Here is a 22,121-nt window from a genome sequence, read left to right on the forward strand (position 1 = left end):
GTACAAGCAGACCGAATAGCCACAATCAAAAAACCCGCTGACCGTTACCGGTTCAGCGGGTTTTTAACTGTCGATTCAATCCTGTCTCAGGACTGCGTCAACCGCTTACAGCGCAATGTCAGCCGCCGGCTTGCTCGGCTCGGCCGCAGGCTTGGCAGCCTCGGTCGCCTGTGGAGCAGCCATTTGCGGCATGGCTGGCGGAGGCGTCAGTTGCAACACCTTGGCGGTGTAGGCCCATTCTTGCGCAACGCGCTCAGGGCTGCCGTTCAGCTTGGTGCCATAGCTCGGCACGATCTGCTTCAGCTTCTCCTGCCAGGCCGGGGTAGCAACCTTGTCCTTGAACACTTTTTCCAGCACCGTCAGCATGATCGGCGCTGCGGTGGACGCACCTGGCGACGCACCCAACAGGCCGGCGATGGTGTTGTCGGCGGAGCTGACCACTTCGGTACCGAGTTTCAGGACGCCGCCCAACTCTTCATCACGCTTGATGATCTGCACACGCTGACCGGCTTGCCACAGGCGCCAGTCTTCTTTCTTGGCGTTCGGGAAGTACTCTTGCAGCGCCTTGAAGCGGTCGTCATCCGACTGCATCAGCTGGCCGGCGAGGTACTCGACCAGTGGGTATTCACGAATACCGACTTTGGTCATTGGCCAGATGTTGTGGGTGGTGGTGCTGGTCAGCAGGTCCAGGTACGAGCCTTCTTTGAGGAACTTGGTGGAGAAGGTCGCGAATGGGCCAAACAGGATCACGCGCTTGCCATCCAGCACGCGAGTGTCCAGGTGCGGAACCGACATCGGTGGCGCGCCGACCGATGCCTTGCCGTAGGCCTTGGCCAGGTGCTGCTCGGCAATCGTTGGGTTCTCGGTCACCAGGAACGAACCACCCACCGGGAAGCCGGCGTATTCCTTGGCTTCAGGAATGCCCGACTTTTGCAGCAGGTGCAGGGCACCGCCGCCCGCGCCGATAAACACGAACTTGGCGTCGGTCTCGGTCTTGGTACCGTCTTTCAGGTTTTTGTAGCTGACGCGCCACGAACCGTCGGCGTTCTTGGTGATGTCCTGCACTTCGCTCGACAGTTTCAGGTCGAACTTGGGCGTGGTCTGCAAGTGAGCGACGAACTGGCGGGTAATTTCGCCGAAGTTCACGTCAGTGCCGATCGGAGACCAGGTCGCAGCGATTTTCTGGTTCGGGTCACGCCCTTCCATCATCAGCGGAACCCACTTCTTGATCTGTACCGGATCTTCGGAGTATTCCATGCCAGCAAACAGCGGGCTCGCCTGCAGCGCTTCGTAACGCTTTTTCAGGAACTTGATGTTGTCATCGCCCCACACAAAGCTCATGTGCGGAGTGGAGTTGATGAACGAGCGCGGGTTCTTCAGAACGCCTTGCTGAACCTGCCACGACCAGAACTGGCGGGAGATCTGGAACGCTTCGTTGATCTCGACCGCTTTCGGGATCTCAACGGTGCCGTCCTTGTTTTCCGGGGTGTAGTTCAGCTCAGCCAGGGCCGAGTGACCGGTACCGGCATTGTTCCAACCGTTGGAGCTTTCTTCGGCGACACCGTCCAGGCGCTCAACCATCTCCATCGACCAATCCGGCTGCAGCTCATTGAGCCACACACCCAGGGTCGCGCTCATGATGCCGCCGCCGATCAATAGCACATCAACTTTCTTTGCCTCTTCCGCCTGGACGGAAGTAATCCCTATCGACAAAGCCAGCCCCAGCAGGGCAGTGTTCACTTTTTTAAACATCGTAGCACCTATGATAAAACGCCTTCCGCCCTACCGTCCTTGACCTTCCGGCAACCGTAGTACGCCAAACATCAGGCAATGTCTGGCCGGGTCCCGTACTCGCAAGAACTGCAGGGTGGGCACACAAGGCCGACGTATCGACCTCACTTTTATGTCCCTTCTGCGCTGACTTTTTATCATTATTGGCTTCAGCTACCTCGGCGACAGCTCTCTGCCGGTACGCATTCGGGAGTGCGTACCAGAGAAAGGATAGACCAAGATGGCGCGCAGAATATCATGCTCCGGCGGGATCGGGCGTCTGTTCTGGACTTGGTGGTCGTCTTCGCGACAGGTTCAGCGCCACCTGAGGAATAGGGCATCCTGTGACCCGGCGCTTGTAGTCCCGGCAGGATGGAGAGAAATGCTGAAAATCAGAAAAGCCGATGGGAATCATCGAGTTTTTACGGTTTTCCGCCCTGCCCAATTGTCGATAATCGCGCCTACCCAAAACACAGGCGCGCATCCAGATGACACAGACAAAAAGCTATACGGCCACGGCAAAATGGCTGCACTGGGGCATGGCACTCATCTGGATTGCCGCCTGGCTGGTGGGAATTGTCGCCGTTCACTGGCGCGATGAATTCAACCCGCAGCATCAACTCACGTTTTTACACAAGGCGATGGCTAGCACCCTGCTATTGCTTATCGTCCTGCGCATCGCCTGGCGCCTGACCCATGCAGCACCGGCGATGCCCGATACGATGACACCACGGCTCAAGCGTGCAGCGTTTATTGGCCACCTGTTGCTGTACATCGTGGCACTGCTCGGATTGCCGATATCCGGGTGGTACTGGAGCTCGGTGGCTGACAAACCCATTCTGGTTGCGGGCCTATTCCTGCTGCCGCCGCTGGTGGAGCCGGATAAAAGCCTCTATGACCTGGCAAAAGCGATTCACACCTACAGCGCGTGGTTATGCGGCGCTCTGGTAGGTGGGCATGTGATGGTGGCGCTGAAGCATCATTTTGTTGATAAGGACAAGGTACTGGCGGGGATGTTGCCGGGGCGCGTCGAGTGATGTGGGAAGGCACCGGAACCGTACTCTCCTCAGAAAAAAGCTCCACCAGATTACGTGCCTTGTAGGTAGGTCGATCCAGCTTTCGGGGCGTCAGACGATTCCCTCTTGAGGGGATGACGGCTTCAGCCCCATTGCGCTGTATCAACTCCACGAAGGCATCTGAGTCATAACCTTGTAAGCCTTCGATCAGCGCGTCGGCTTGGCCATATTCAGAGCCTTGTACGGGCGTCAGCAGGAAAATTTCCGGGCGCCCATTGGTTGGCAGGGGCCGTTGCGCCAGGCGTTGGGTGAAGCGCTTCCAGGTTTTTTCGGTGGACCACCGGCGCAGCTTCGGGCCCGGGGCCCGGGGCTCGGGTCCAGCATGTCTATGCGCATGGCATGGCCGCTGGCCAAACGCCGGGCAATCGGCGCCTGACCGGCAAGTCGGCTCCCACAACACAGAAGCCGCCTTGCCGGCGATGGCTTCGGCGCGATTTAGCAATGAAGCAACCAGGTGATTCTCAACTGTATGCGTTGATAAACCAGGTGATCATCGGGATAGCCACAATGTCGATCAGCACGGCACCGCACAGCGGCACGATGATGAAGGCTTTGTACGAGAACACTTTGTAATGGTCACAAATGGCGCCCATGTTGGCCACTGCATTGGGCGTCGCGCCCAGCCCATGCCCCATGAAGCCCGCGCACAAGACTGCCGCGTCGTAGTTGCGGCCAAACAGGCGGAACAGGACGAACACGCACAGCAAAATCATGATCACCACCTGCACCACCAGAATCACCAGCAGCGGCAAACCGAGCTTCTCCAGCTCCCAAAACTTCAGACTCATCATTGCCATGGTCAGGAACATGCCCAGGCACACATCGCCGATGGTGCTGACGGCCTGGTCGGGCATCTCGATAACCTGAGCACGGTCATTGAGGTTGCGCAGGATGATCGCGACGAACATGGCGCCCACATAGCTCGGCAGCACGATACCCAGATGCTGTTGCAAGCTGGAGCCCAGCCAGAATCCCAGCACCATGATCACCACAATGCAGGTCAACAAGCGCAACAAGGTGGCAGCATCCAGCGCGGGCGGCGGGGTATGGACCACTTCTTCGAACGCCTTGAGGCTACCAACGGCTTCGGCCTTGACCACGAGTTTGTTGCGCTCGATCAACCAGCGCGCCAGCGGGCTACCCAGCAAGCCGCCTGCCACCATGCCAAAAGTTGCAGCTGCCAGCGCTGCAGTGGTCGCACCGACCGCACCGAGGTTTTCAGCAATCGGCCCGAAAGCTGCCGCCGCACCAAAACCGCCTTCCAGTGACACCGCGCCGGCCATGATGCCCAGCAACGGATCGATGCCCAGCAGCTTGGCAACACTGGCACCCACCACGTTTTGCACCAGCGCCAGGCCCCAGCACGCACCCAGGTAGATAAACAGCAATTTGCCCCCCTTGCGCAGCAAACCCAGGCTACCCCCCAAACCGACAGTGGTGAAAAACGCCACCATCAGCGGGGTTTGCAGGCTGGTGTCGAGGGTCAGGTTGAGCAGTTGTTGATCACGTAACAGCCAGATCACCAAGGCAAAACCAAAACCACCAATCACCGGTGCAGGTACACACAGGTGACGCAGCCAGTAGCTACGTTTTTTCAGTTGGGCACCCAGGCCCAGCAGGAGCAGCGCGAGAGCAAGGGTGCTCAGCGCATCCAGTTCGAATGTCAGCATGGCGAATTTCTCTTTTTCTTATGATTCAACAAGCGGTTTCAGGGATTTACGGAAAAACTTAATCGATCAGGCTGGCAAGCAGACGCGCACCAATGCGGGCGGTTCGATTGTCGATATCCAGGCCCGGGTTGAGTTCGGCGATATCGGCCATGCGCAATTTGCCGCTGGCCTTGGCATGGCGTATCAGGTGCTCGACGATCTGCATGTCCACGCCATGGGCAGACGGCGCACTGACACCGGGCGCCTGGCTGGCGGGCAGGACATCAAGGCAGATGGTCAGGTAGAGGTGATCGACGTCTTGCAAGAACTCATCGATCATCGCTTCGCAGGCGGGTATGTCCCAGCTGTTCATTTGCCGGTCGAGGCGGTAACGCACATTCAGTCGCTGCGCCTGCTCAAACAGCGCCTGGGTGTTGTTCAACTGGCTGACACCCAGGCAGCAATAGGTGAACGGCATCCGTGCACGCTGGCAGTACTCGGCTATCTGGCGGAAAGGGGTACCCGAACTGCTTTGTTCCCCATGGCGCAGATCGAAGTGGGCATCAAAGTTGAGAACGCCGATCCGCGCATGCGGGGTGGCCTGGCGCAGGTGATCGGCCAGGCCGCTAAAGCTGGCAAAGGCGATTTCATGGCCGCCACCCAACCCCAACGGCAAATGCCCCTGGTTGAGCAGATAGCTGACGTGGTGAGCGTAAATCTGCTGCGCGCCTTCGAGGTTGCTGTCGGTGCAACTCACATCGCCCGCGTCATACAGCGGCGCCCGGCCGTGCCACGCCAGGTTGGCCAGCGCCTTGCGCAGTGCTGACGGGCCAAGACGGGCGCCGGTGCGTCCTTGATTCCGTCTGACTCCTTCATCACAGGCCAGCCCAATCAGTGCGGCACCCGCAGACTGACCCTCGCAGAAGGGCTTGACCCATTGATGCCAGCGCAGCGCAGCCTGCCCTTCGCCAGCGTCGATACGACCTGTCCACAGGGGTATGTCAGAAACAGCAGTCATGCTTGAAACTCCAGTCAAATTCAGTCGAGCCGAGCGCTCAGGCGCAGGGCCGCGTCCTGGGTCCAGCGGATCAGGCGTTCACTGCGGGTGTGCGCCCGGGAGGCAGGAGCCATGAGGCTGATGGCGCCTAGCAGGCGATTGCGGCTGTCGAGCAACGGCGCGCTGATACCCCAAATGCCGTCGTCGATTTCACTCACACTCACGGCATAACCGGCAGCGCGGATATCGGCAAAACTGCGCTGGTACGTGGCGACTTCCTCGCTTTCGACGCCTTGCGCCAACAGAGCCGACAGGCTTTGCGCCTCATCCATATAGGCCAACAGCACTCTCGCCGATGCACCGACCAACAGCGGCTGGGCCAGCCCTTTTTGGTAGCAGCAACGCAGCGGTTGTGGGCTATCGACCAGCTCGATGCAAATCGCCTGGCCATTGCTGGGCACCATTAACGCCACGCTTTCCTGGCTTTGCTCGGCCAGGCGCTTGAGTTCCGGCTTGGCGAGGGTCACCAGCACGGCTTCGCGGTCGAATTTCTTGGCCAGTTGCAAACAGGTTGGCCCTGGCAAATAGCGACCCTGACCGTTCTCTTCGGCAAGCCCCCAGCGCAGTAAGGTCTTGAGATGGCGATAAGTGCTGCTGAGCGGCTGTGCCAGTTGCTCGGACAGTTCTTTGGCGGAGATCGCCTCGCTGGATTGCCCCAGAGTGACGAGGATTTGCAGCAAGCGATCAGTGGGCGTGTTGTAGTTCATATCGGCCTCATGCTCTTTCGGGCATGGTGCACCGAGTTTTCCATTAACTGAAACCAGATTCCCACTGAGTGGGAAAAAACCCGCAGATAACGATCAGCGGTCAGCCTGAGTCTCACGGATGATCTGCCGAATCGCGTGAACAGGCGCCTCCATCGGCTGCCCACTACTGACTGCATACTGATCGTTGAACACGATGGTCGGCACCGAACTCACGCCACGAGATATCCACAGTTGCTCCTGCTCACGAACTTCAGCGGCATATTCATCAGAGGCGAGAATCTCGGCGGCGCGCTAGATGTATAGGCGTTTCAAACATTTCTATCTGATAATCAGGCGAGAAAATCCTGTGTTAGTGTCGCGATTACCGATTAATAAATTAATCTGCCTATAGTGCTTTTCAATGCAGCTATATGGATTCTCAGTGATTTCTCCTGCCTGCCTGAGCTTCGGGCGCACCGTCCCTCCTTCAGGGCCGCGCGTACCTCAACAGACCAATCTCTCGGGCCTTTGCGAGTAGCCCTGCACGGTCCTTGCCCGTATAGAGCCCTAGGCTCTGCACGAAAAGTAATGGCGAAAGCTGCGCTTTGCGAAGGGCTGTTATGGGTCGATTGTGTTGAAAAAGTCGGAGTTTCCCTTCGCCTGAACTCACGCACGATCGCCACCGGAGAACCTACTCACCACAGCGAGTGGTTTTTCGGCCGTTCGTTGACCTTTGCTGCTCTGTTAAATTTACAGAAGACACTTTCGAAGTGTGGTCGCAGAAGTATGAGCGCCGCAGGGGCGCTCACTCCTCTGTTGAGCAAGTTCGCCCGAATGAGCTGGCGTTAAATATAGATCGTGCCCCGCAGGTAGAGCGCCCCGTGGCCGCTGATAATGACTCGGTCGCTGTCCAGGACTTCGCAGTGCAACTGGCCCTTGCGTGCCCCACCTTGCTCGGCTCTCAGACTGCGCTTACCTAAGCGCTTGGCCCAGTATGGCGCTAGTGAGGTGTGGGCCGAGCCGGTGACCGGGTCTTCGTTCACCCCAACCCGAGGCCCGAACCAGCGAGAGACAAAGTCGAAGTTACGACTCGGCGCGGTTACAGCGACACCCCGCACGTCGAACGCAGACAGAGCTACGAAATCGGGATTGAGGCCTGCAACGATGGCTTCATCCTCGACCACCACTAGGTAATCGTCTGTTCGATAAAGCGCATCGACCTGTTTCAGGCCCAAGGCTTGCAGCAGGCCTGGCGGGACAGCTACGGCTTCCGGCTGTTTGGCCGGGAAGTCCATGGCCAGGCGCCCGCCTTCGCGGCGCACTCGCAATTCACCGCTGCGGGTGGAAAAGCGCAGCATATCCCTGCTTTCCCCAAGCTGTTCAAATAGTACCCAGGCCGCCGCCAGGGTGGCGTGGCCGCAAAGGTCGACTTCCACCGTGGGGGTGAACCAGCGCAGCTCGAACACCTCACCGTTGCGCACCAAATACGCGGTTTCGGACAAGTTGTTCTCTGCTGCGATCTGTTGCAGCGTCGCATCAGGCAGCCAGACCTCCAGCGGACAGACCGCCGCCGGGTTGCCGCCGAAAGTCTCAGAGGAAAAAGCGTCCACCTGGAAAATATCGAATTGCATTCTGGTCATTCCTGCCTGCCAACATTTTCTGTAGCCCGGATCTGCTCCAGGTAGTTGTAGATGGTGTATCGGGTAACGCCGAGCGCGGCAGCGGCTTTCTCAATCCCGCCTTTGACAATGAATATCCCGCGATCTTGCATCTGCCGCACCGCTTCAAGTTTTTGAAGTTTTTTCATCCGTACGGCACCGCCGGGACAAGCAACCTGTATGATTTCCGCCATCATCTGCTCCATATCTCTCGGCTCATCGCCACGTGACTCTGGAGCGCCTTCCAGGCCCAGAAGCCCTCCGAGCAAGGCGTGGGCAGCAGCAATACCGCTCAAGTCGGCATTGATGCAAAGACTGGCAAAAGGTTGCCCGCTGCTGTCGCGATACACCACAGTGGAACTGCGCAGCGGGCGACCGTCAGGCGCAACTGTAGGGTAATTCTCTACCAATACAGGATCGGTGCCTGAGTGATCCTCCATCGCACGCCTGACGGCGATAAACCCCGCGTCCTGGCGCGGGCCTCCCAACAATGAACCGCCCTCCCTTCTTCCAGTAACATGACCATTGGCGATAGCAAGAATGGATCGCTCGGGGTTGGTCAGGTCATGCAACACAATTTCCGTATGAAGTCCTAGCGCATTACTGAGCATTTTGAGGGTGCTATGAAGCACGTCAAGAATCAGCTGTCGCTCGGCTGGTGAGGCTTCAGAGACCTTCATGGGTGCCTTCAAGTGATTATCGAAGGCGACGAAAATATCAACCACTCGTTGATCTATCAACTTTTTGTTGAATTATTGGCATTTCGGAATCGGTTCAGTGGCTTTCCTGATAGGCAGCTTTGGGCCCAGAGTGCTGCCGGTCACGAGCGCAAAACATCAGCCTTTTCGGTGATGGATTGGAACTGCTAATTCTGTAGGCTACGTATTCCTTGCCCTACAGTGCCGATCTGAAAGCTGCGTACCACTTGGGTACCAGCACTACTTCCAATCATTGACGCCCAGCCCCTCATGACTGGCGGCAATCGGCCGATAGCACACTCTCAAGTATCGACTATGCTTGGAGCGATTCAGCCCTGTACCTGAAGGATCTAAAAAATGGGGTCCCTTGTCGTTGCTCACGCGATGAATGTGAAGCCGGAGTTAGAACCACTTTCTACTTTGCCGATGAGCATTGGTTGGTCATTACACCAGGATGAAAACGCCACGTCGTTCTACTTAGACACGTTCAAGGCTGGCGAAGAACGGAAATGGCCCTTTACGTCTATGCCACCCATCAAGGATGTACCGCTTGAGCTCCCTCAAGAATTGGCAGCGCTATCGCGGATATACAAAGTGCTTAAGGATGCTCAGCTAGCCGACTACTTCAAGAGAGCTTTCCTGAATGTGAATTTAGCGCTAAGCAAAAACCTTCAATTACACGTTTGCAGCTTTTGCACGGATGACGACGGGCTGGATTTTGTATGCGTATCGTCGAATGGTGAACTGCAAAGGCTGCGTTGCGTTTGCGGTGATCTGGATATCACCTATGAGCTTGGGATGGTCATGATCCAGCCGCTTCTGATAGATGGCGTAGAAGGCACCGACGCAAGTAGTCTGCATGATCCAGAGAGCGGCATTCACGTCTTGAGTCGGAATATATCGCCTTCGTCGTTACTGCATGCGGTGGCTTCAGCAGAAACCACTCGTTTTCTACAAGCAGAAAGCCCCCCTCTGGGTCTAGGTAGATTCGATGGTATGGACGTCGCACCGATAAAGATTGCAGGCTCTAAGATCGCCTCGCTGGAGCCTGAGGTGGTTGCTCAGAAGGCGTGGTGGAGGCGGTGGTAGTTGTATCGACGACTTCTGGAAAGGGGACAGATTTATTTAACACAACAATCCCTCCCAAAGAAGCTCCCCCATCCCCACCAACCCATTCCTGTTAAACTGCCTCCCCTTCGCAAAGCTCACCTCAGATCCTCATGCCCCAGCACACAGCTCCACCACAAGCTTTCTCCCGTCGCTTCTCCGTCGCCCCGATGATGGATTGGACTGACCGTCACTGCAGATACTTCCTACGCCTGCTCTCCAAGCACGCCCTGCTCTACACCGAAATGGTCACCACCGGCGCTATTCTCCACGGCGACCACGAACGCTTCCTGCGTCACAATGAAGCCGAGCATCCTCTCGCCCTCCAACTGGGCGGCTGCGTTCCAGCCGACCTGGCCGCGTGCGCGCGCATGGCTGAGGCCGCCGGTTACGACGAAGTGAACCTGAACGTCGGCTGCCCCAGCGACCGGGTGCAGAATAATATGATCGGCGCGTGCCTGATGGGGCACCCTGCCCTGGTGGCGGATTGTGTCAAGGCGATGCGGGATGCGGTGTCGATTCCGGTGACGGTGAAGCATCGCATCGGGATCAATGGCCGGGACAGTTATGCTCAGTTGTGTGATTTCGTCGGGCAGGTGAAGGACGCGGGGTGCACCAGTTTTACCGTGCATGCGCGGATTGCGATTCTGGAGGGGTTGTCGCCCAAGGAGAATCGGGACATTCCGCCGCTGCGTTATGACGTGGCGGCGCAGTTGAAGCGCGACTTTGCCGAGCTGGAGATTATTCTCAATGGCGGGATCAAGACGCTGGAGCAATGCGCAGAGCATCTGCAGGTGTTTGATGGGGTGATGCTCGGGCGTGAGGCTTATCACAATCCGTATTTGCTGGCAGAGGTGGATCAGCAGTTGTTTGGCAGTACGGCGCCGGTGATCAGTCGGGCCGAGGCGTTGGCGCAGTTGCGGCCGTATATCGCCGAGCACCTGGCCACCGGTGGCGCGATGCATCACATTACGCGGCACGTGTTGGGGTTGGGCACCGGGTTTCCGGGGGCGCGCAGGTTTCGGCAGTTGTTGTCGGTGGATATTCACAAGGCCGCGGATCCGTTGGCGTTGTTGGATCAGGCCGGAGCGTTGCTGGAAGGCCGTTGACGGAGCGGCGACGGGTCCATCGCTATCGTGGGCAAGCTCGCTCCCACATTCTGATCGCGTTGCTGGTTGAACCTGATAGCGATTTTGCCCTCCTATCTAGCAGCACGGTCGGTCATTCAAACGACTGTTTTCAGGTTATTGCCCTCGCAAACGATCGAACGCGTTTGCGCCCTTGAGCGGCTATCGGCCCTCGGGTAATGTCATCAGACCCATAGGACAGAGCACGCCCATGACTTCCAAACTGGAACAACTCAAGCAATTCACCACTGTAGTTGCCGACACTGGCGATTTTGAAGCTATCGCTCGCGTCAAGCCGCAGGATGCCACCACCAACCCTTCCCTTTTGCTCAAAGCCGCATCCATTCCGGCTTACGCCAAGCTGCTGGACGCCTGCGTGCAGGATTGCAACGGCGATGTCGGCCTGGCCAGTGACCGCTTTGCGGTGGCTGTGGGCCAGGAGATCCTCAAGGTGGTGCCAGGGCGCATCTCCACCGAGGTGGATGCGCGGCTGTCGTTCGACACGGACGCGGTACTCAAGCGTGCGCATCGCCTGATCGACCTGTACGAAAAGGCAGGTATCGGCCGCGACCGCGTGCTGATCAAGATCGCATCCACCTGGGAAGGTATTCGTGCCGCCGAGCAACTGGAGAAAGAAGGCATCCAGACCAACCTGACCCTGTTGTTCTCCTTCGCCCAGGCCGTAGCCTGCGCTGAAGCCGGGGTGTTCCTGATTTCGCCGTTTGTCGGTCGTATCTACGACTGGTACAAAAAGGCCAATGGCAACGACTACACCGGTGCCGATGATCCTGGTGTGCAGTCGGTAACCCGCATCTACAACTACTACAAGGCCAATGACTACAAAACGGTGGTGATGGGCGCGAGCTTCCGCAACCTGAGCCAGATCGAAGAGTTGGCCGGTTGCGATCGCCTGACCATCAGCCCGGACTTGCTGGAGAAGCTGGCGGCCGACAATGGCAAGCTGGAGCGCAAGTTAGCGCCAGGCCATGCCGGTGAACCCCGTGTGCATATGACAGAGGCGCAGTTCCGCTGGGAGTCCAACGAGGACGCGATGGCCACTGAGAAGCTGGCAGAGGGCATTCGTCAGTTTGCTCGGGACCAGGAGAAGCTGGAAGCGTTGTTGAGCGCCAAGCTGTAAAAAGCGAGGGCGGCAAAAAGGGCGGCATCCTAACGGATGCCGCCCTTTTTTGTAGCTCAATTTGTGTTGGTTGGGCTGGCGCTATCGCAGGCTAGCCAGCTCCCACATGTTGACCGTGCTCACAGCGAGATCAGTGACGCTCCAGGGCGTTGACCAGGTCGTGAAACGCTTCGCGGTTGGACTCGTTCAGGCCCATCAGGATCTTGTGCGCCTCCAGCACCTTGAGCCGCACCACTTCCTCGGACTGGTCCTGGGAAGGCAAGTCGGTCAGGCATTCCGGGCAGGGGATCGGGCGGTCAACGATGTTGAACACCTGGTCGAAACCCATCGACTGCAAGAGCCGGGTGATGTCTTCGTGGGTGGTGACCACGGTCGGCAGCAGTCCGACCTTCTGCCGCGACAGAATGGACAACTTGGCCAACAGCCCAAGGGTGGTGCTATCGATGCTGCGGGTTTCGGTCAGATCGATCACGATCGCCGAGAAATTCAAGGCTGTGAAAATCCGCTCAATCGTTGCATCCAGCGCCGAACACAGGGTCAGGCGCACTTCACCGACAAACTTCAGGACGAAGGTCCCATCTTGCTCGGCGAATTGGATTCTTCCGGTACTCATCAAAGATTCCTGCTCAACACCAATAGGGCGATATCATCCGGCATCTCCCCTAGCGTGGCCAATCCAAAAACCTGCCGCAGGCCATCCAGGCTGCCGCCCGCCGACCTGACCCGTTGGGGCAAGGCGGCTTCTTTCTCTTTGAGTGTAGGCTCTGGAAGAAGGTCCAGGATGCCATCGGACATCAGCGTCAGGCTGAAGGCCGGTGGCAGCTCCAGGACGTGGTCTTCATAGGTGGCTTCATTGAACAAGCCAACCGGCAGACCGCGCCCTTCCAGATAACGCACACTGTCTGGAGTGTATAAAACCGGCAATGGCAGGTGACCGCCAATGCTGTAGGTCAACAGACCGGTTTCTTCATCAATCACGCCGCCCACCATCGTCACGTGCTTGCCCAGCTTGCAGCTGATCAGGCCCCGGTTGATGTGGCCCAGCACTTGCGAGGGAGTGAACTCCGGCAAGGTGCCGTTGCGCTTGGATTCGAACAACAGCCGTGTGGTCATGAACTTCAACAACACGGTCACGAATGCAGAGGATGCGCCGTGCCCGGAGACATCGGCCAGGTAGAACGCGACCCGGCGCTCATCCACGCGGAAGTAGTCGACAAAATCCCCCGACAGGTACAGCGACGGGATGATCTGGTGGGCGAACTGGAACTCGTCGATGCTCCAGGGGCTCACCGGCAGCATGTTCATCTGCACCTGGCGACCGGCGTTCTGGTCTTCCTGGAGCAGGTTGAGGCTGGCTTCGAGTTCACGGTTGGCGGTTTCGAGCTTCTCGCGGTAGCGCTGGTTTTCCAGCAGCAGGCGGGCACGATCCAGTGCCCGGCGCACCGAGTGCTCCAGTACGGCCAGATCTTCCAGGGGCTTGATCAGGTAATCGGCAGCGCCCAGGCGCAAGGCTTCCACGGCGTCGTTCATCACCCCGGCACCGGACACGACAATCACCGGCGTCTGCGGAGCAAGCTCGGTTACCTGGCGGATCAGCTCAAGGCCGCCCATCTGGGGCATACGCAGGTCGCAGATCACCAGGTCGGGCTGGTCGCGCTCGAACACCTGGAGACCCTGAAGACCATTGCCGGCCTGCAGGACGCTGAAGCCACTGTCTTCCAAATAGGCCGCGAGGCTCGCGCGCACTACTTCGTCGTCATCGATTATCAGCAGCGTGGCACTGGTTTTTTGCATGTGGGCAAACGGCGCCAGAATTAGGTTGGCGTAGGCAGTCAGGCAATGGCCCGGCTCGCACTACTGGATTCGCTTTCTAGCCTCTCTGTCCTACAAAAGGTGAGCTTTTGGCTCACGCACAAAGGTAAAGCAGAGGTGCCCTTCTAAGGCGCAGACGGTACTCCCATCCGCCAGGGGTTTCAAGCTCATGCCGATGGTCGCTGGACGTCTTTACATCGCAAATCACCGGGAGTTATAAGAACAGGCAAAACCACAACGCAATGGAAGGATGAAAGCTATGAGCGCAAATGAACGTGACTATGCAGAAAAGCGCGATTTCATCCGCATGCGTGTGGATGCCGGCGTGTCGTTGATCCATGCCGGGCAAGAGATTGCCGGCGTCTGCCTGGACCTCTCCAGCTCTGGCATGCAGGTCCAGGCCCAGCACCCGTTCAACGTGGGCGACCAACTGAAGGTGCGTATTGACTCAGAGCACGCTGCACTTAAAGGCCTGGAGGCGGACACCGAGGTGGTCTGGGCCAGGAAAGAAGGTGACGACCAACACCTGGGCCTGAAAATCCTCAAGATGTACTGAAATTAATGCACACAAAAAAGGCGGCCTCGAAGGCCGCCTTTTTCATTCAAGGGTTAACCTTAAAAGTCATCCACTACATTGCCATCTTTGACCTTGAACTCACGGTTCTGCAGGTAGGCATTGCGGATAAAGGTGTATTTGTCGCCATTGATCAGCTTTTCAGCCGACAGCAGACTCGCACGGGTATCGACGATATCCAGGCCCAGGGCGCTGTTGCGTGTAGGGATATCGCTCATGTAGCGGTACGGTTCGGTGTAGCTGTCGACGTACTTGGACGGCGCATCACGCAAGGTGCTTGGGCCCAACAGCGGCAGCATCACGTACGGACCGCTGCCCACGCCCCAGTAGCCGAGGGTCTGGCCGAAGTCTTCGTCGCTGCGTTGCAGCCCCATTTTGGTGCCTACGTCGATGACGCCGAGCACGCCAAACGTGGTATTGACCAGCAAACGTGCAGTATCGACACCCGCCTGGTATGGCTTGAGTTGCAGGACGTTGTTGGCCAGGTTACCCACATCACCAATGTTGCGGAAGAAGTTGTGGATACCGTCTTCGACAAATTGCGGGGTGATGAACTGATAGCCTTGGGCCAATGGCTTGAGGGCGTAGGTATCAACGGTGTCGTTGAAGGTGAAAATCGGGCGGTTGATGCTTTCCCATGGATCGTCTTCCGCAGCCTGGGCGGCGAAAGGCACCAGCAACACACTGGCACATACCGATAGTTGAGCAAGACACTGGCTCCAGCGCATAGCTTGAACTCCTTGAATGATCTGTCATGGGCGCTATGCCCTGAATAAGACGGCAGTATATGACGGAAGTGTAAGATTAGGCAGCTTGACGGAATTGTCATTCAGCAAATATACAAAACTCCTACATCCAAGATCAGGTGTCATCTGCTTGTCATGGGCTTCCGATAGCGTCACAGCTATTTTCAGGGACGTCCCAATGCCCCACCCCCAGATCGCTGCAGACAACGCCCCGTCCTTGACCGCCGTACTCTTTGGCCTCAGTGGCTGCCTGGTGGACTTCGGTTCCATGGCCCACGCCGACACCATCCCCACCGGCGAAGCCCTGACCACCCCTGGCGCCCTGAACATCCTGCAATGGCTCAACAGTCAAGGCACCCCCTGCGCCTGGCTGGATGAGCTGCCCCCCACCGTCACCACGCCGTTGGCCGCAGCCCTGCCGGACTGGATCCAAGGCACCCTCCCTGCGACCGCACCCTGGCCGGCGCCCCATGCCTGCTGGCAAGCCTTGATGGACCTGAACATCCAGCGCCTGGATGGCTGCGTACTGGTCAGCGGCGAGCCCCGGCTGCTGCAAGCAGGGCTCAACGCCGGGCTCTGGACCATTGGCCTGGCGTCCTGCGGCTCACTGTGCGGGCTGCCCCCCAGCCAATGGCAAGCCCTGAGCGAACAGGAGCGCGAACACAAACGCGCCAAAGCTACCGTCGCGCTGTACGGCCTCGGCGTGCACTCGGTGATTGATCATCTGGGTGAGCTGGGCACCTGCCTGGCGGACATCAGCCTGCGCCGGCTCAAAGGCGAGAAGCCCTGATCAAGATCATGCACAGTCGCCGCCAGTGGATTAATCTACAGGTCATACCGTAGACCTTTCTCGGCGTGCCGTGGTCTATGCCAGTGCCTATTGATAAAAGGAAGAACGCCATGCCTGCCCGCGAAAAACTGCAAGAACAGGTCAACATCCTGCGCGAGCAATTGAACCAGGAGCCGCCTCTGCCGCTGGAAAAACGCGAAGCGCTGGAAGCATTGATTGCCAAATTTGAAGTGCAACTGGAACTGGAACCTGCGACCCAGCCGCCGAGCATCTCCGATGATGTGAACCTGGCAGTCGAACGTTTCGAATTGGACCACCCGGGCATTGCCGGGACATTGCGCAATATTGTGGTGGCCTTGGGCAATATGGGGATTTAATCCCAACCCGAGCCAGGTACAAAACCCAATGTGGGAGCGGGCTTGCTCGCGATAACGGAGTATCAGTCACCGAAGATATTGACTGAAACACCGCGATCGCGAGCAAGCCCGCTCCCACATTTGCCGGGTGTGAAGCTTACTGTCGGGCCAGGCGCAGGTTCTGGAACTGTACATCCTCAGTGCTGCGATACGGGTTGATATCCAACCCACCCCGTCGCACATACCGCGCATAAACCGTCAACTTCTCAGGCTTGAGCAACCGTTGCAGGTCGAGAAAGATCCGCTCCACGCACTGCTCATGAAAGTCCGAGTGCTGGCGGAAGCTCACCAGGTAGGCCAACAGGCTCGCATGGTCCAGCGCCGCGCCGCGATATTCCACCGCAACGCTGCCCCAGTCCGGCTGACTGGTCACCGGGCAGTTGGATTTGAGCAGATGGCTGTGCACGCTCTCCTCCACCACACGGGAATCATCACAGCGCAGCAGTTCCGGGCGCGGATGCTCGTAGTTGCTGACACTGATATCCAAGTCATCAATGCACACGCCCGGCAGGCGCACCACGCCTTCATCTTCCACTTCGGCCAGGCTACGGATGCGCACGCCCACCGGCTTACCGGCCGCCGCGCTCAGATCGGCACGCAGGGTCGCCTCAAGGCTTGGCCCATCGGCAAACGGCGTCTGGTTCAGCGAGTTGAGGTAGAGCTTGAAGGATTTCGATTCGATGATGTTCGGCGAGTCGGCCGGGATGCTGAACTCACCGATGGCCACCACCGGCTTGCCAGACGGCAGCAGCCAAGACAATTCAAAGCAGTTCCAGAAGTCCACGCCCTTGTAGGGCAGCGTCTCGGCGGTGAGGCCCAGCTCGGCCCATTTGGCGGCGCGAGGAATGGGAAACAGCAATGAAGGGGTGTAAGTGGAGATGTATTCACTGGACTTGCCCAGCGGCGAATGTTCGGCTGCGGGATGCATGGCGGAAACCTGGCTAAATAAACCCCGCCAGTCTACCAGCCTTTGCACCCGCCTTTGAGCCCGAGGTTTACTGGCTGACGTTCAGCTTGCCGACCATCCCCGCCTGGTAATGCCCGGGGAGGTTGCAGGCAAACTCCAGGGCCCCAGCCTTGCTGAAGGTCCAGGTCAATTCGGCGGTCTTGCCCGGCTCCACCAGCACGCTGTTGGGATCGTCGTGCTTCATGCTGCCCATGTCACCATGACCCATTGCCGCGTGATCCATCTGGCCCATGCCGGTGCTGGTCAACATGCCGCTGGCCTGCATTTTGAGCATTTCCTTCTGGTGATCGGCATGCATGGCCGCGTCCCCCAGGTTGAACTCATGCAGCAACTGGCCCTTGTTGACCAGCACAAAGCGCACCGTCTCGCCGGCTTTTACATCCAGGGATGTAGGAGCAAAGGAAATATCCTGCAGCAGCACTTCTACAGTCCGCGTGGCCTTGGTCGCCGGGGCAGCCTCGCCAAAGGCGAAAGTGTGCGCACCATCGGCCAGCGCCGCAGCGCTCAGCATCATCAGACAACCCACCAACCACCAGGCTTTGCGCGATAACATGTTCATTCTCCAAAGGTACGGGATCCGCTTGTGGGACACTCTAATAATGCGTCGCTGCCAGCCAGCTGACTGTTAGATTACAACTTTGTCAGGTTGCGCCAGCACCACGGCGCACACGGTATAAAGCCTGCTGCTACCCGTTGCCATGAGTTGCCTATGAAACTGCTGATCGTCGAAGACCAACCCAAAACCGGCCACTACCTGCGCCAGGGCCTGGCCGAAGCCGGGTTCAATACCGAACTGGTGGCCGACGGCACCACCGGCCAGCACCTGGCGCTGACGGGCGACTACGATTTGCTGATCCTCGACGTGATGCTCCCTGGCCGCACCGGCTGGCAGATCCTGCAGGCGGTGCGCAGCGCCGGCCTGGAGATTCCGGTGTTATTCCTGACTGCGCGGGATGCGGTCGAAGATCGGGTCCACGGCCTCGAGCTGGGGGCCGACGACTATCTGGTCAAGCCATTCGCGTTCTCCGAGCTGTTGGCCCGGGTGCGCAGCCTGTTGCGCCGAGGCAGCAGCACCCCCCAGGAAACCAGCCTGCACCTGGCCGACCTGCGCCTGGACCTGATCCGCCGCCGCGTGGATCGCAGCGGCCAGCGCATCGACCTGACCGCCAAGGAGTTCGCCCTGCTGGAGCTGCTCCTGCGTCGCCAGGGCGAAGTGCTGCCCAAGTCGCTGATTGCCTCCCAGGTCTGGGACATGAACTTCGACAGCGACACCAATATCATCGAAGTGGCTATCCGCCGCCTGCGCCTGAAGATAGATGACAGCTTTCCCAACAAGCTGATACACACCGTGCGTGGCATGGGTTATGTGCTGGAGGAGCGGTTCAGTTGATCAAGCGCCTGTCCCTGGCCAGCCGCCTGGCCCTGTTGTTTGCCGGCTGCACCGCCGTGGTCTCGCTGCTGGCGGGCGTGTTGTTCAACCAGGCCAGCGAGAAACACTTCATCGAGCTGGACCAGCAATTGCTCGACAGCAAGCTGATGACCCTGCGCAGCGCCCTGCAAGGCGCCGACACCCCGGCGCTGTTCGCTTCACGCATCGCCGCACTGAAAGACGAGCTGAGCCATCAACCCGACCTGTCGGTGCGCATCAATGCCGCCGACGGCCAGCGCTGGTTTGACAGCGCGCTGCGCATCCCCAATGACCTGCCTACCGCGCCCGGCCTGCACAGCCTGCAAAGCGCCGGCACCAGCTACCGGGTGTACAACGCGCCGTTGAATCCCGAGCAGCCCGGCTCCGCGCAGTTGGTCCTGATGCTGGACATCACCCATCACCAACACTTTCTGCAGCGCATGCAGCACCTGATCTGGCTGACGGTCGGCCTGTCCGCCCTGGCCACCGCGCTTCTCGGCGCCTGGGCCGCACGCAGCGGGTTGCGTCCGTTGCGGCGAATGACTGAAGTGGCCAGCCGCGTACGCGCCCACTCCCTGACCCAGCGCCTGCCCGAAGAACAGATGCCCGCCGAACTGGCGGAACTGGCCCAGGCCTTCAACGCCATGTTCAGCCGCCTCGACGACGCGTTCCAGCGGCTGTCGGCGTTCTCTGCCGATATCGCCCACGAGCTGCGCACGCCGCTATCCAACCTGCTGACCCAGACCCAGGTGATCCTCACCCAGCCCCGGCCGCTGGAGGACTACCGCGAAGCGCTGCACAGCAATCTGGAAGAGCTGCAATGGATGGCCCAACTGGTCAATGACATGCTGTACCTGGCCAAGGCCGATCACGGCTTGCTGAACCCCAGGCGCGAGCCCCTGGCCCTGGCCGACGAGGTGGATGCCTTGCTGGAGTTCTTCGCGCCGTTGGCCGAGGACGCCCAGGTCAACCTGCTGCGCGACGGCAGCGCCAGTACCGTCGGTGACCGCAGCATGCTGCGCCGTGCTTGTTCCAATCTATTGGACAACGCTGTGCGCTTTACCCCGCCGGGCGGCGAAGTACGGGTGAGGATCAGCGAAAACGCCCAGGGCGTGACGCTGAGCGTGGAAAACACCGGCACCGGGATTCCCCAGGGGTTACTGCCCAAGCTGTTTGACCGGTTCTACCGCGTGGATCCGGCACGCCATGAAGGCAGCAGTGAGCATGCAGGGCTGGGGCTGGCGATTACCCAGTCGATTGTGCAGGCACACGGGGGGAAGATTTTCTGTGAGTCACAACCGGGGTGGACGCGGTTTGTGATTGAGCTGCCGCAGGGGGTTTGAGGCAAGCTGGGCGGGCCTCATCGCGGGCAAGCCCGCTCCCACATGTTGATTTGCGAACACCGTCAAATGTGGGAGCTGGCTTGCCTGCGATAGCGATCTCAAGACCTACGAATATCTCAGGGCATGCGCCGGCTCAATTTTCGCCGCCCGATACGCCGGGTAGATCGTCGCCAGAAAGCTCAACACAAACCCCGCGCTGCAAATCAGCAACACATCGCCACCTTGCAGCTCCGAAGGCAGGTTGCTGACAAAGTACACGTCCGAACTGAAGATATGCTGCCCGGTCACGCGCTCCATCCAGCCCACCAGCTCACTGACGTTGAGCGCGGCAATCACTCCCAGCACGCCGCCAATCAGGGTGCCGACGATACCGATCACCGTGCCCTGGACCATGAAGATCGCCATGATCTGCCGTGGCGTGGCGCCGATGGTGCGCAGGATCGCGATGTCCGCGCCCTTGTCGTTCACCACCATGATCAGCGTGGCGATGATATTGAACGCGGCGACGGCGACGATCATCAGCAACAGCAGGCCGATCATGGTCTTTTCCATCTTCATTGCACTGAACAGGCTGCCCTGGGTGTGGGTCCAGTCATCGGCCTTGTAGGCGGCGCCCAGGCTGCCGGCAATGTCCGCCGACACTTTCGGCGCCGCGTACAGATCCTTGACCGCCAGGCGCACGCTTTGCACCTGGTTCGGCTGCCAATGCAGCATTTGCGCGGCATCGGCGACGTGGATCAGCGCCATCGAGCCATCCAGCTCGGCACCCACCTTGAACACCCCCACCACGTTCAAACGCTGCATACGCGGGGTGATGCCGCCGGGCGCAGTGCTGATTTCCGGGACGATCAAGGTCAGCTTGTCCCCCACATTCAAGCGGAAACGGCGCGCGGTGATTTCACCGATCACCACGCCGAACTCACCCGGCTGCAGGTTTTCCAGATTGCCCTGGACGATATGCTGGGTGACGATCGACACCTTGCCTTCCTGGGCCGGGTCGATCCCGCTGATCTGGATCGGCTGCATCGAGCCCTTATAGGACAGCATGCCTTCCATCTCGGTAAACGGCACAGCGGCGGTCACTTCGGGGTTTTTCAGAGCGGCGGCGGCCACGGGCTGCCAGTCGCTGATCGGGTTGACGCCGACGATGGTGGCATGCGGCACCATGCCCAGAATGCGCGAGCTCATTTCCCGCTGGAAGCCATTCATCACCGACAACACCACGATCATCGCCAGCACGCCCAGGGCGAGGCCGATCATCGAGGTCATCGAGATAAACGAGACAAAACGGTTGCGGCGCTTGGCGCGGGTATAGCGCGTGCCGATAAAAATCGATAACGGTCTGAACATTCGCGGGCACCGTTGAAAAAATAGAAAACCCAGGCACGAATGCCCGGGCTGAAACAGGTCAGATGGCGACCAGATGACCTTCCTGCAGGTGCAACACGCGGTCCATCTGCCGGGCCATGCTCATGTCATGGGTCACCACCAGGAACGCGGTGCGCATCTGGGTGCTCAGCTCCAGCATCAAGTCCTTGATGCCCTGGGCAGTGTGGGAATCGAGGTTGCCGGTCGGCTCATCGAGCATCACCAGCCCTGGGTTGTTGACCAGGGCACGGGCAATCGCCACACGCTGGCGCTCGCCACCAGACAGCTCTGCCGGCTTGTGCTCCAGGCGATGCCCCAGGCCGACGCGCTCCAGCAGCGCCGTAGCACGCTGACGCGCCTCCGGGATCGCGGTCTTGCCGATCAACAGGGGCATGCACACGTTTTCCAGGGCCGTGAACTCTGGCAGCAAGTGGTGGAACTGGTACACAAAGCCCAGGGAGCGGTTGCGCAACTGGCCACGGGCCTTCTCGTTCAACGCCGAGAGTTCTTCACCGGCCAGCCACACGCTGCCCTGGGACGGCGTATCAAGGCCGCCCAACAGGTTGAGCAAGGTACTTTTGCCGGAGCCGGAACTGCCGACGATCGCCACGCGCTCGCCCGGATGCAGTTCCAGTTGCAGGTTGGACAGCACCACTACCGATTCCGGGCCTTCCTCGTAGGATTTGCCCAGGTTGCGGCAGCTCAGGATTGCTTTTTCACTCATGCCCGAT

22 protein-coding genes and 2 pseudogenes are annotated in these 22,121 nt (G+C 59.1%); 9 read left to right on the top strand and 15 right to left on the bottom strand.

What is annotated here, in order from left to right; translation table 11 throughout:
* Window positions 1–105 precede the first annotated feature (105 nt).
* On the bottom strand, window positions 106–1,752 hold the full coding sequence (mqo, locus tag PSH73_RS17780; RefSeq protein WP_057960282.1) for a malate dehydrogenase (quinone): 1,647 nt from the start codon (window positions 1,750–1,752) through the stop codon (window positions 106–108).
* A gap of 506 nt (window positions 1,753–2,258) precedes the next feature.
* On the opposite strand from mqo, the gene PSH73_RS17785 reads away from it, so the two are divergent.
* A complete protein-coding gene (locus PSH73_RS17785) occupies window positions 2,259–2,807 on the top strand; it encodes a cytochrome b (protein ID WP_115128669.1) in 549 nt (182 codons plus the stop codon).
* Between the two features lie 229 nt (window positions 2,808–3,036).
* On the opposite strand, the pseudogene PSH73_RS27060 reads toward PSH73_RS17785, so the two are convergent.
* From PSH73_RS27060 to PSH73_RS17815, 7 genes and pseudogenes are all read right to left on the bottom strand, one after another.
* Window positions 3,037–3,248 (bottom strand): annotated as a pseudogene (locus PSH73_RS27060) (hypothetical protein); the annotation flags it as partial.
* A 59-nt stretch (window positions 3,249–3,307) separates the two neighbouring features.
* On the bottom strand, window positions 3,308–4,516 hold the full coding sequence (gltS, locus tag PSH73_RS17790) for a sodium/glutamate symporter (protein WP_057960284.1): 1,209 nt from the start codon (window positions 4,514–4,516) through the stop codon (window positions 3,308–3,310).
* Between the two features lie 58 nt (window positions 4,517–4,574).
* Window positions 4,575–5,513 (bottom strand): formimidoylglutamase, encoded by a 939-nt coding sequence (gene hutG, locus PSH73_RS17795; RefSeq protein ID WP_128592902.1) that lies wholly within the window; start codon window positions 5,511–5,513, stop codon window positions 4,575–4,577.
* A 20-nt stretch (window positions 5,514–5,533) separates the two neighbouring features.
* Entirely contained in the window at window positions 5,534–6,259 is a 726-nt protein-coding gene (locus PSH73_RS17800) for an IclR family transcriptional regulator (RefSeq protein ID WP_057438547.1), read from the bottom strand.
* Window positions 6,260–6,352: 93 nt separating this feature from the next.
* A pseudogene (locus PSH73_RS17805) lies at window positions 6,353–6,550 on the bottom strand (DsbA family protein); the annotation flags it as partial.
* A 533-nt stretch (window positions 6,551–7,083) separates the two neighbouring features.
* The gene (locus PSH73_RS17810) at window positions 7,084–7,869 is read right to left on the bottom strand and encodes a PhzF family phenazine biosynthesis protein (protein WP_057960286.1); all 786 of its coding nucleotides are present in this window, start codon (window positions 7,867–7,869) and stop codon (window positions 7,084–7,086) included.
* Between the two features lie 5 nt (window positions 7,870–7,874).
* Complete coding sequence (locus PSH73_RS17815; RefSeq protein ID WP_057960365.1) at window positions 7,875–8,576, bottom strand: transcriptional regulator; 702 nt, start codon at window positions 8,574–8,576, stop codon at window positions 7,875–7,877.
* 375 nt (window positions 8,577–8,951) lie between these two features.
* On the opposite strand from PSH73_RS17815, the gene PSH73_RS17820 reads away from it, so the two are divergent.
* From PSH73_RS17820 to tal, 3 genes are all read left to right on the top strand, one after another.
* Window positions 8,952–9,683 carry a hypothetical protein gene (locus tag PSH73_RS17820; protein WP_305461123.1) on the top strand — a complete coding sequence of 244 codons (732 nt, stop codon included), beginning with the start codon at window positions 8,952–8,954 and terminating at the stop codon, window positions 9,681–9,683.
* 131 nt (window positions 9,684–9,814) lie between these two features.
* Window positions 9,815–10,810 carry a tRNA dihydrouridine(20/20a) synthase DusA gene (gene dusA, locus PSH73_RS17825; RefSeq protein WP_057960288.1) on the top strand — a complete coding sequence of 332 codons (996 nt, stop codon included), beginning with the start codon at window positions 9,815–9,817 and terminating at the stop codon, window positions 10,808–10,810.
* Between the two features lie 229 nt (window positions 10,811–11,039).
* On the top strand, window positions 11,040–11,966 hold the full coding sequence (gene tal, locus PSH73_RS17830; RefSeq protein WP_057438541.1) for a transaldolase: 927 nt from the start codon (window positions 11,040–11,042) through the stop codon (window positions 11,964–11,966).
* A gap of 130 nt (window positions 11,967–12,096) precedes the next feature.
* Here tal and rssC read toward each other — a convergent pair whose 3' ends face one another.
* Entirely contained in the window at window positions 12,097–12,579 is a 483-nt protein-coding gene (gene rssC / locus PSH73_RS17835) for an anti-sigma factor antagonist RssC (RefSeq protein ID WP_029293846.1), read from the bottom strand.
* Window positions 12,579–13,760, bottom strand: coding sequence for a two-component system response regulator RssB (gene rssB / locus PSH73_RS17840; protein WP_120733783.1), 1,182 nt, complete (start codon window positions 13,758–13,760; stop codon window positions 12,579–12,581). Before rssB ends, rssC begins: the two co-directional genes overlap by 1 nt.
* A 277-nt stretch (window positions 13,761–14,037) precedes the next feature.
* Between rssB and PSH73_RS17845 the strand changes: the two genes are divergently transcribed.
* Window positions 14,038–14,334 carry a PilZ domain-containing protein gene (locus PSH73_RS17845; protein WP_032863288.1) on the top strand — a complete coding sequence of 99 codons (297 nt, stop codon included), beginning with the start codon at window positions 14,038–14,040 and terminating at the stop codon, window positions 14,332–14,334.
* Window positions 14,335–14,393: 59 nt separating this feature from the next.
* Here PSH73_RS17845 and PSH73_RS17850 read toward each other — a convergent pair whose 3' ends face one another.
* Entirely contained in the window at window positions 14,394–15,080 is a 687-nt protein-coding gene (locus PSH73_RS17850; protein WP_120733785.1) for a VacJ family lipoprotein, read from the bottom strand.
* 196 nt (window positions 15,081–15,276) lie between these two features.
* Here PSH73_RS17850 and PSH73_RS17855 point away from each other — a divergent pair, with 196 nt between their 5' ends.
* Both PSH73_RS17855 and PSH73_RS17860 read left to right on the top strand, forming a co-directional pair.
* Window positions 15,277–15,888 carry an HAD family phosphatase gene (locus PSH73_RS17855; protein WP_198817780.1) on the top strand — a complete coding sequence of 204 codons (612 nt, stop codon included), beginning with the start codon at window positions 15,277–15,279 and terminating at the stop codon, window positions 15,886–15,888.
* Between the two features lie 110 nt (window positions 15,889–15,998).
* The gene (locus PSH73_RS17860; protein WP_057438538.1) at window positions 15,999–16,265 is read left to right on the top strand and encodes a DUF4404 family protein; all 267 of its coding nucleotides are present in this window, start codon (window positions 15,999–16,001) and stop codon (window positions 16,263–16,265) included.
* Between the two features lie 136 nt (window positions 16,266–16,401).
* On the opposite strand, the gene queF is transcribed toward PSH73_RS17860, so the two are convergent.
* Window positions 16,402–17,232, bottom strand: coding sequence for an NADPH-dependent 7-cyano-7-deazaguanine reductase QueF (gene queF, locus PSH73_RS17865; RefSeq protein ID WP_057438537.1), 831 nt, complete (start codon window positions 17,230–17,232; stop codon window positions 16,402–16,404).
* A gap of 67 nt (window positions 17,233–17,299) precedes the next feature.
* Complete coding sequence (locus PSH73_RS17870; RefSeq protein ID WP_057960290.1) at window positions 17,300–17,824, bottom strand: plastocyanin/azurin family copper-binding protein; 525 nt, start codon at window positions 17,822–17,824, stop codon at window positions 17,300–17,302.
* A gap of 156 nt (window positions 17,825–17,980) precedes the next feature.
* Here PSH73_RS17870 and PSH73_RS17875 point away from each other — a divergent pair, with 156 nt between their 5' ends.
* Together PSH73_RS17875 and PSH73_RS17880 are read left to right on the top strand one after the other, a co-directional pair.
* Window positions 17,981–18,661 (top strand): heavy metal response regulator transcription factor, encoded by a 681-nt coding sequence (locus tag PSH73_RS17875; RefSeq protein ID WP_057438535.1) that lies wholly within the window; start codon window positions 17,981–17,983, stop codon window positions 18,659–18,661.
* Entirely contained in the window at window positions 18,658–20,022 is a 1,365-nt protein-coding gene (locus PSH73_RS17880) for a heavy metal sensor histidine kinase (protein WP_057960292.1), read from the top strand. Before PSH73_RS17875 ends, PSH73_RS17880 begins: the two co-directional genes overlap by 4 nt.
* A gap of 105 nt (window positions 20,023–20,127) precedes the next feature.
* Here the strand turns inward: PSH73_RS17880 and PSH73_RS17885 are convergent, their stop codons facing one another.
* Both PSH73_RS17885 and lolD read right to left on the bottom strand, forming a co-directional pair.
* Window positions 20,128–21,372 (bottom strand): lipoprotein-releasing ABC transporter permease subunit, encoded by a 1,245-nt coding sequence (locus PSH73_RS17885; RefSeq protein WP_057438534.1) that lies wholly within the window; start codon window positions 21,370–21,372, stop codon window positions 20,128–20,130.
* A 58-nt stretch (window positions 21,373–21,430) separates the two neighbouring features.
* A complete protein-coding gene (gene lolD / locus PSH73_RS17890; RefSeq protein WP_019818240.1) occupies window positions 21,431–22,114 on the bottom strand; it encodes a lipoprotein-releasing ABC transporter ATP-binding protein LolD in 684 nt (227 codons plus the stop codon).
* Window positions 22,115–22,121 lie beyond the last annotated feature (7 nt).

Origin of the sequence: Pseudomonas sp. FP2294 (assembly GCF_030687625.1) — a bacterium.
GTDB lineage: Bacteria > Pseudomonadota > Gammaproteobacteria > Pseudomonadales > Pseudomonadaceae > Aquipseudomonas > Aquipseudomonas shahriarae.

Coding starts and splice junctions, on each gene's coding strand:
- PSH73_RS17800 (WP_057438547.1), bottom strand. CDS start 6,259: ATGAACTACAACACGCCCACTGATCGCTTGCTGCAAATCCTCGTCACT.
- rssC (WP_029293846.1), bottom strand. CDS start 12,579: ATGAGTACCGGAAGAATCCAATTCGCCGAGCAAGATGGGACCTTCGTC.
- PSH73_RS17870 (WP_057960290.1), bottom strand. CDS start 17,824: ATGTTATCGCGCAAAGCCTGGTGGTTGGTGGGTTGTCTGATGATGCTG.
- PSH73_RS17810 (WP_057960286.1), bottom strand. CDS start 7,869: ATGCAATTCGATATTTTCCAGGTGGACGCTTTTTCCTCTGAGACTTTC.
- rssB (WP_120733783.1), bottom strand. CDS start 13,760: ATGCAAAAAACCAGTGCCACGCTGCTGATAATCGATGACGACGAAGTA.
- PSH73_RS17850 (WP_120733785.1), bottom strand. CDS start 15,080: ATGCGCTGGAGCCAGTGTCTTGCTCAACTATCGGTATGTGCCAGTGTG.
- PSH73_RS17820 (WP_305461123.1), top strand. CDS start 8,952: ATGGGGTCCCTTGTCGTTGCTCACGCGATGAATGTGAAGCCGGAGTTA.
- PSH73_RS17785 (WP_115128669.1), top strand. CDS start 2,259: ATGACACAGACAAAAAGCTATACGGCCACGGCAAAATGGCTGCACTGG.
- queF (WP_057438537.1), bottom strand. CDS start 17,232: ATGCATCCCGCAGCCGAACATTCGCCGCTGGGCAAGTCCAGTGAATAC.
- PSH73_RS17860 (WP_057438538.1), top strand. CDS start 15,999: ATGCCTGCCCGCGAAAAACTGCAAGAACAGGTCAACATCCTGCGCGAG.
- lolD (WP_019818240.1), bottom strand. CDS start 22,114: ATGAGTGAAAAAGCAATCCTGAGCTGCCGCAACCTGGGCAAATCCTAC.
- mqo (WP_057960282.1), bottom strand. CDS start 1,752: ATGTTTAAAAAAGTGAACACTGCCCTGCTGGGGCTGGCTTTGTCGATA.
- PSH73_RS17875 (WP_057438535.1), top strand. CDS start 17,981: ATGAAACTGCTGATCGTCGAAGACCAACCCAAAACCGGCCACTACCTG.
- dusA (WP_057960288.1), top strand. CDS start 9,815: ATGCCCCAGCACACAGCTCCACCACAAGCTTTCTCCCGTCGCTTCTCC.
- PSH73_RS17885 (WP_057438534.1), bottom strand. CDS start 21,372: ATGTTCAGACCGTTATCGATTTTTATCGGCACGCGCTATACCCGCGCC.
- PSH73_RS17855 (WP_198817780.1), top strand. CDS start 15,277: ATGCCCCACCCCCAGATCGCTGCAGACAACGCCCCGTCCTTGACCGCC.
- PSH73_RS17845 (WP_032863288.1), top strand. CDS start 14,038: ATGAGCGCAAATGAACGTGACTATGCAGAAAAGCGCGATTTCATCCGC.
- tal (WP_057438541.1), top strand. CDS start 11,040: ATGACTTCCAAACTGGAACAACTCAAGCAATTCACCACTGTAGTTGCC.
- PSH73_RS17815 (WP_057960365.1), bottom strand. CDS start 8,576: ATGAAGGTCTCTGAAGCCTCACCAGCCGAGCGACAGCTGATTCTTGAC.
- gltS (WP_057960284.1), bottom strand. CDS start 4,516: ATGCTGACATTCGAACTGGATGCGCTGAGCACCCTTGCTCTCGCGCTG.
- hutG (WP_128592902.1), bottom strand. CDS start 5,513: ATGACTGCTGTTTCTGACATACCCCTGTGGACAGGTCGTATCGACGCT.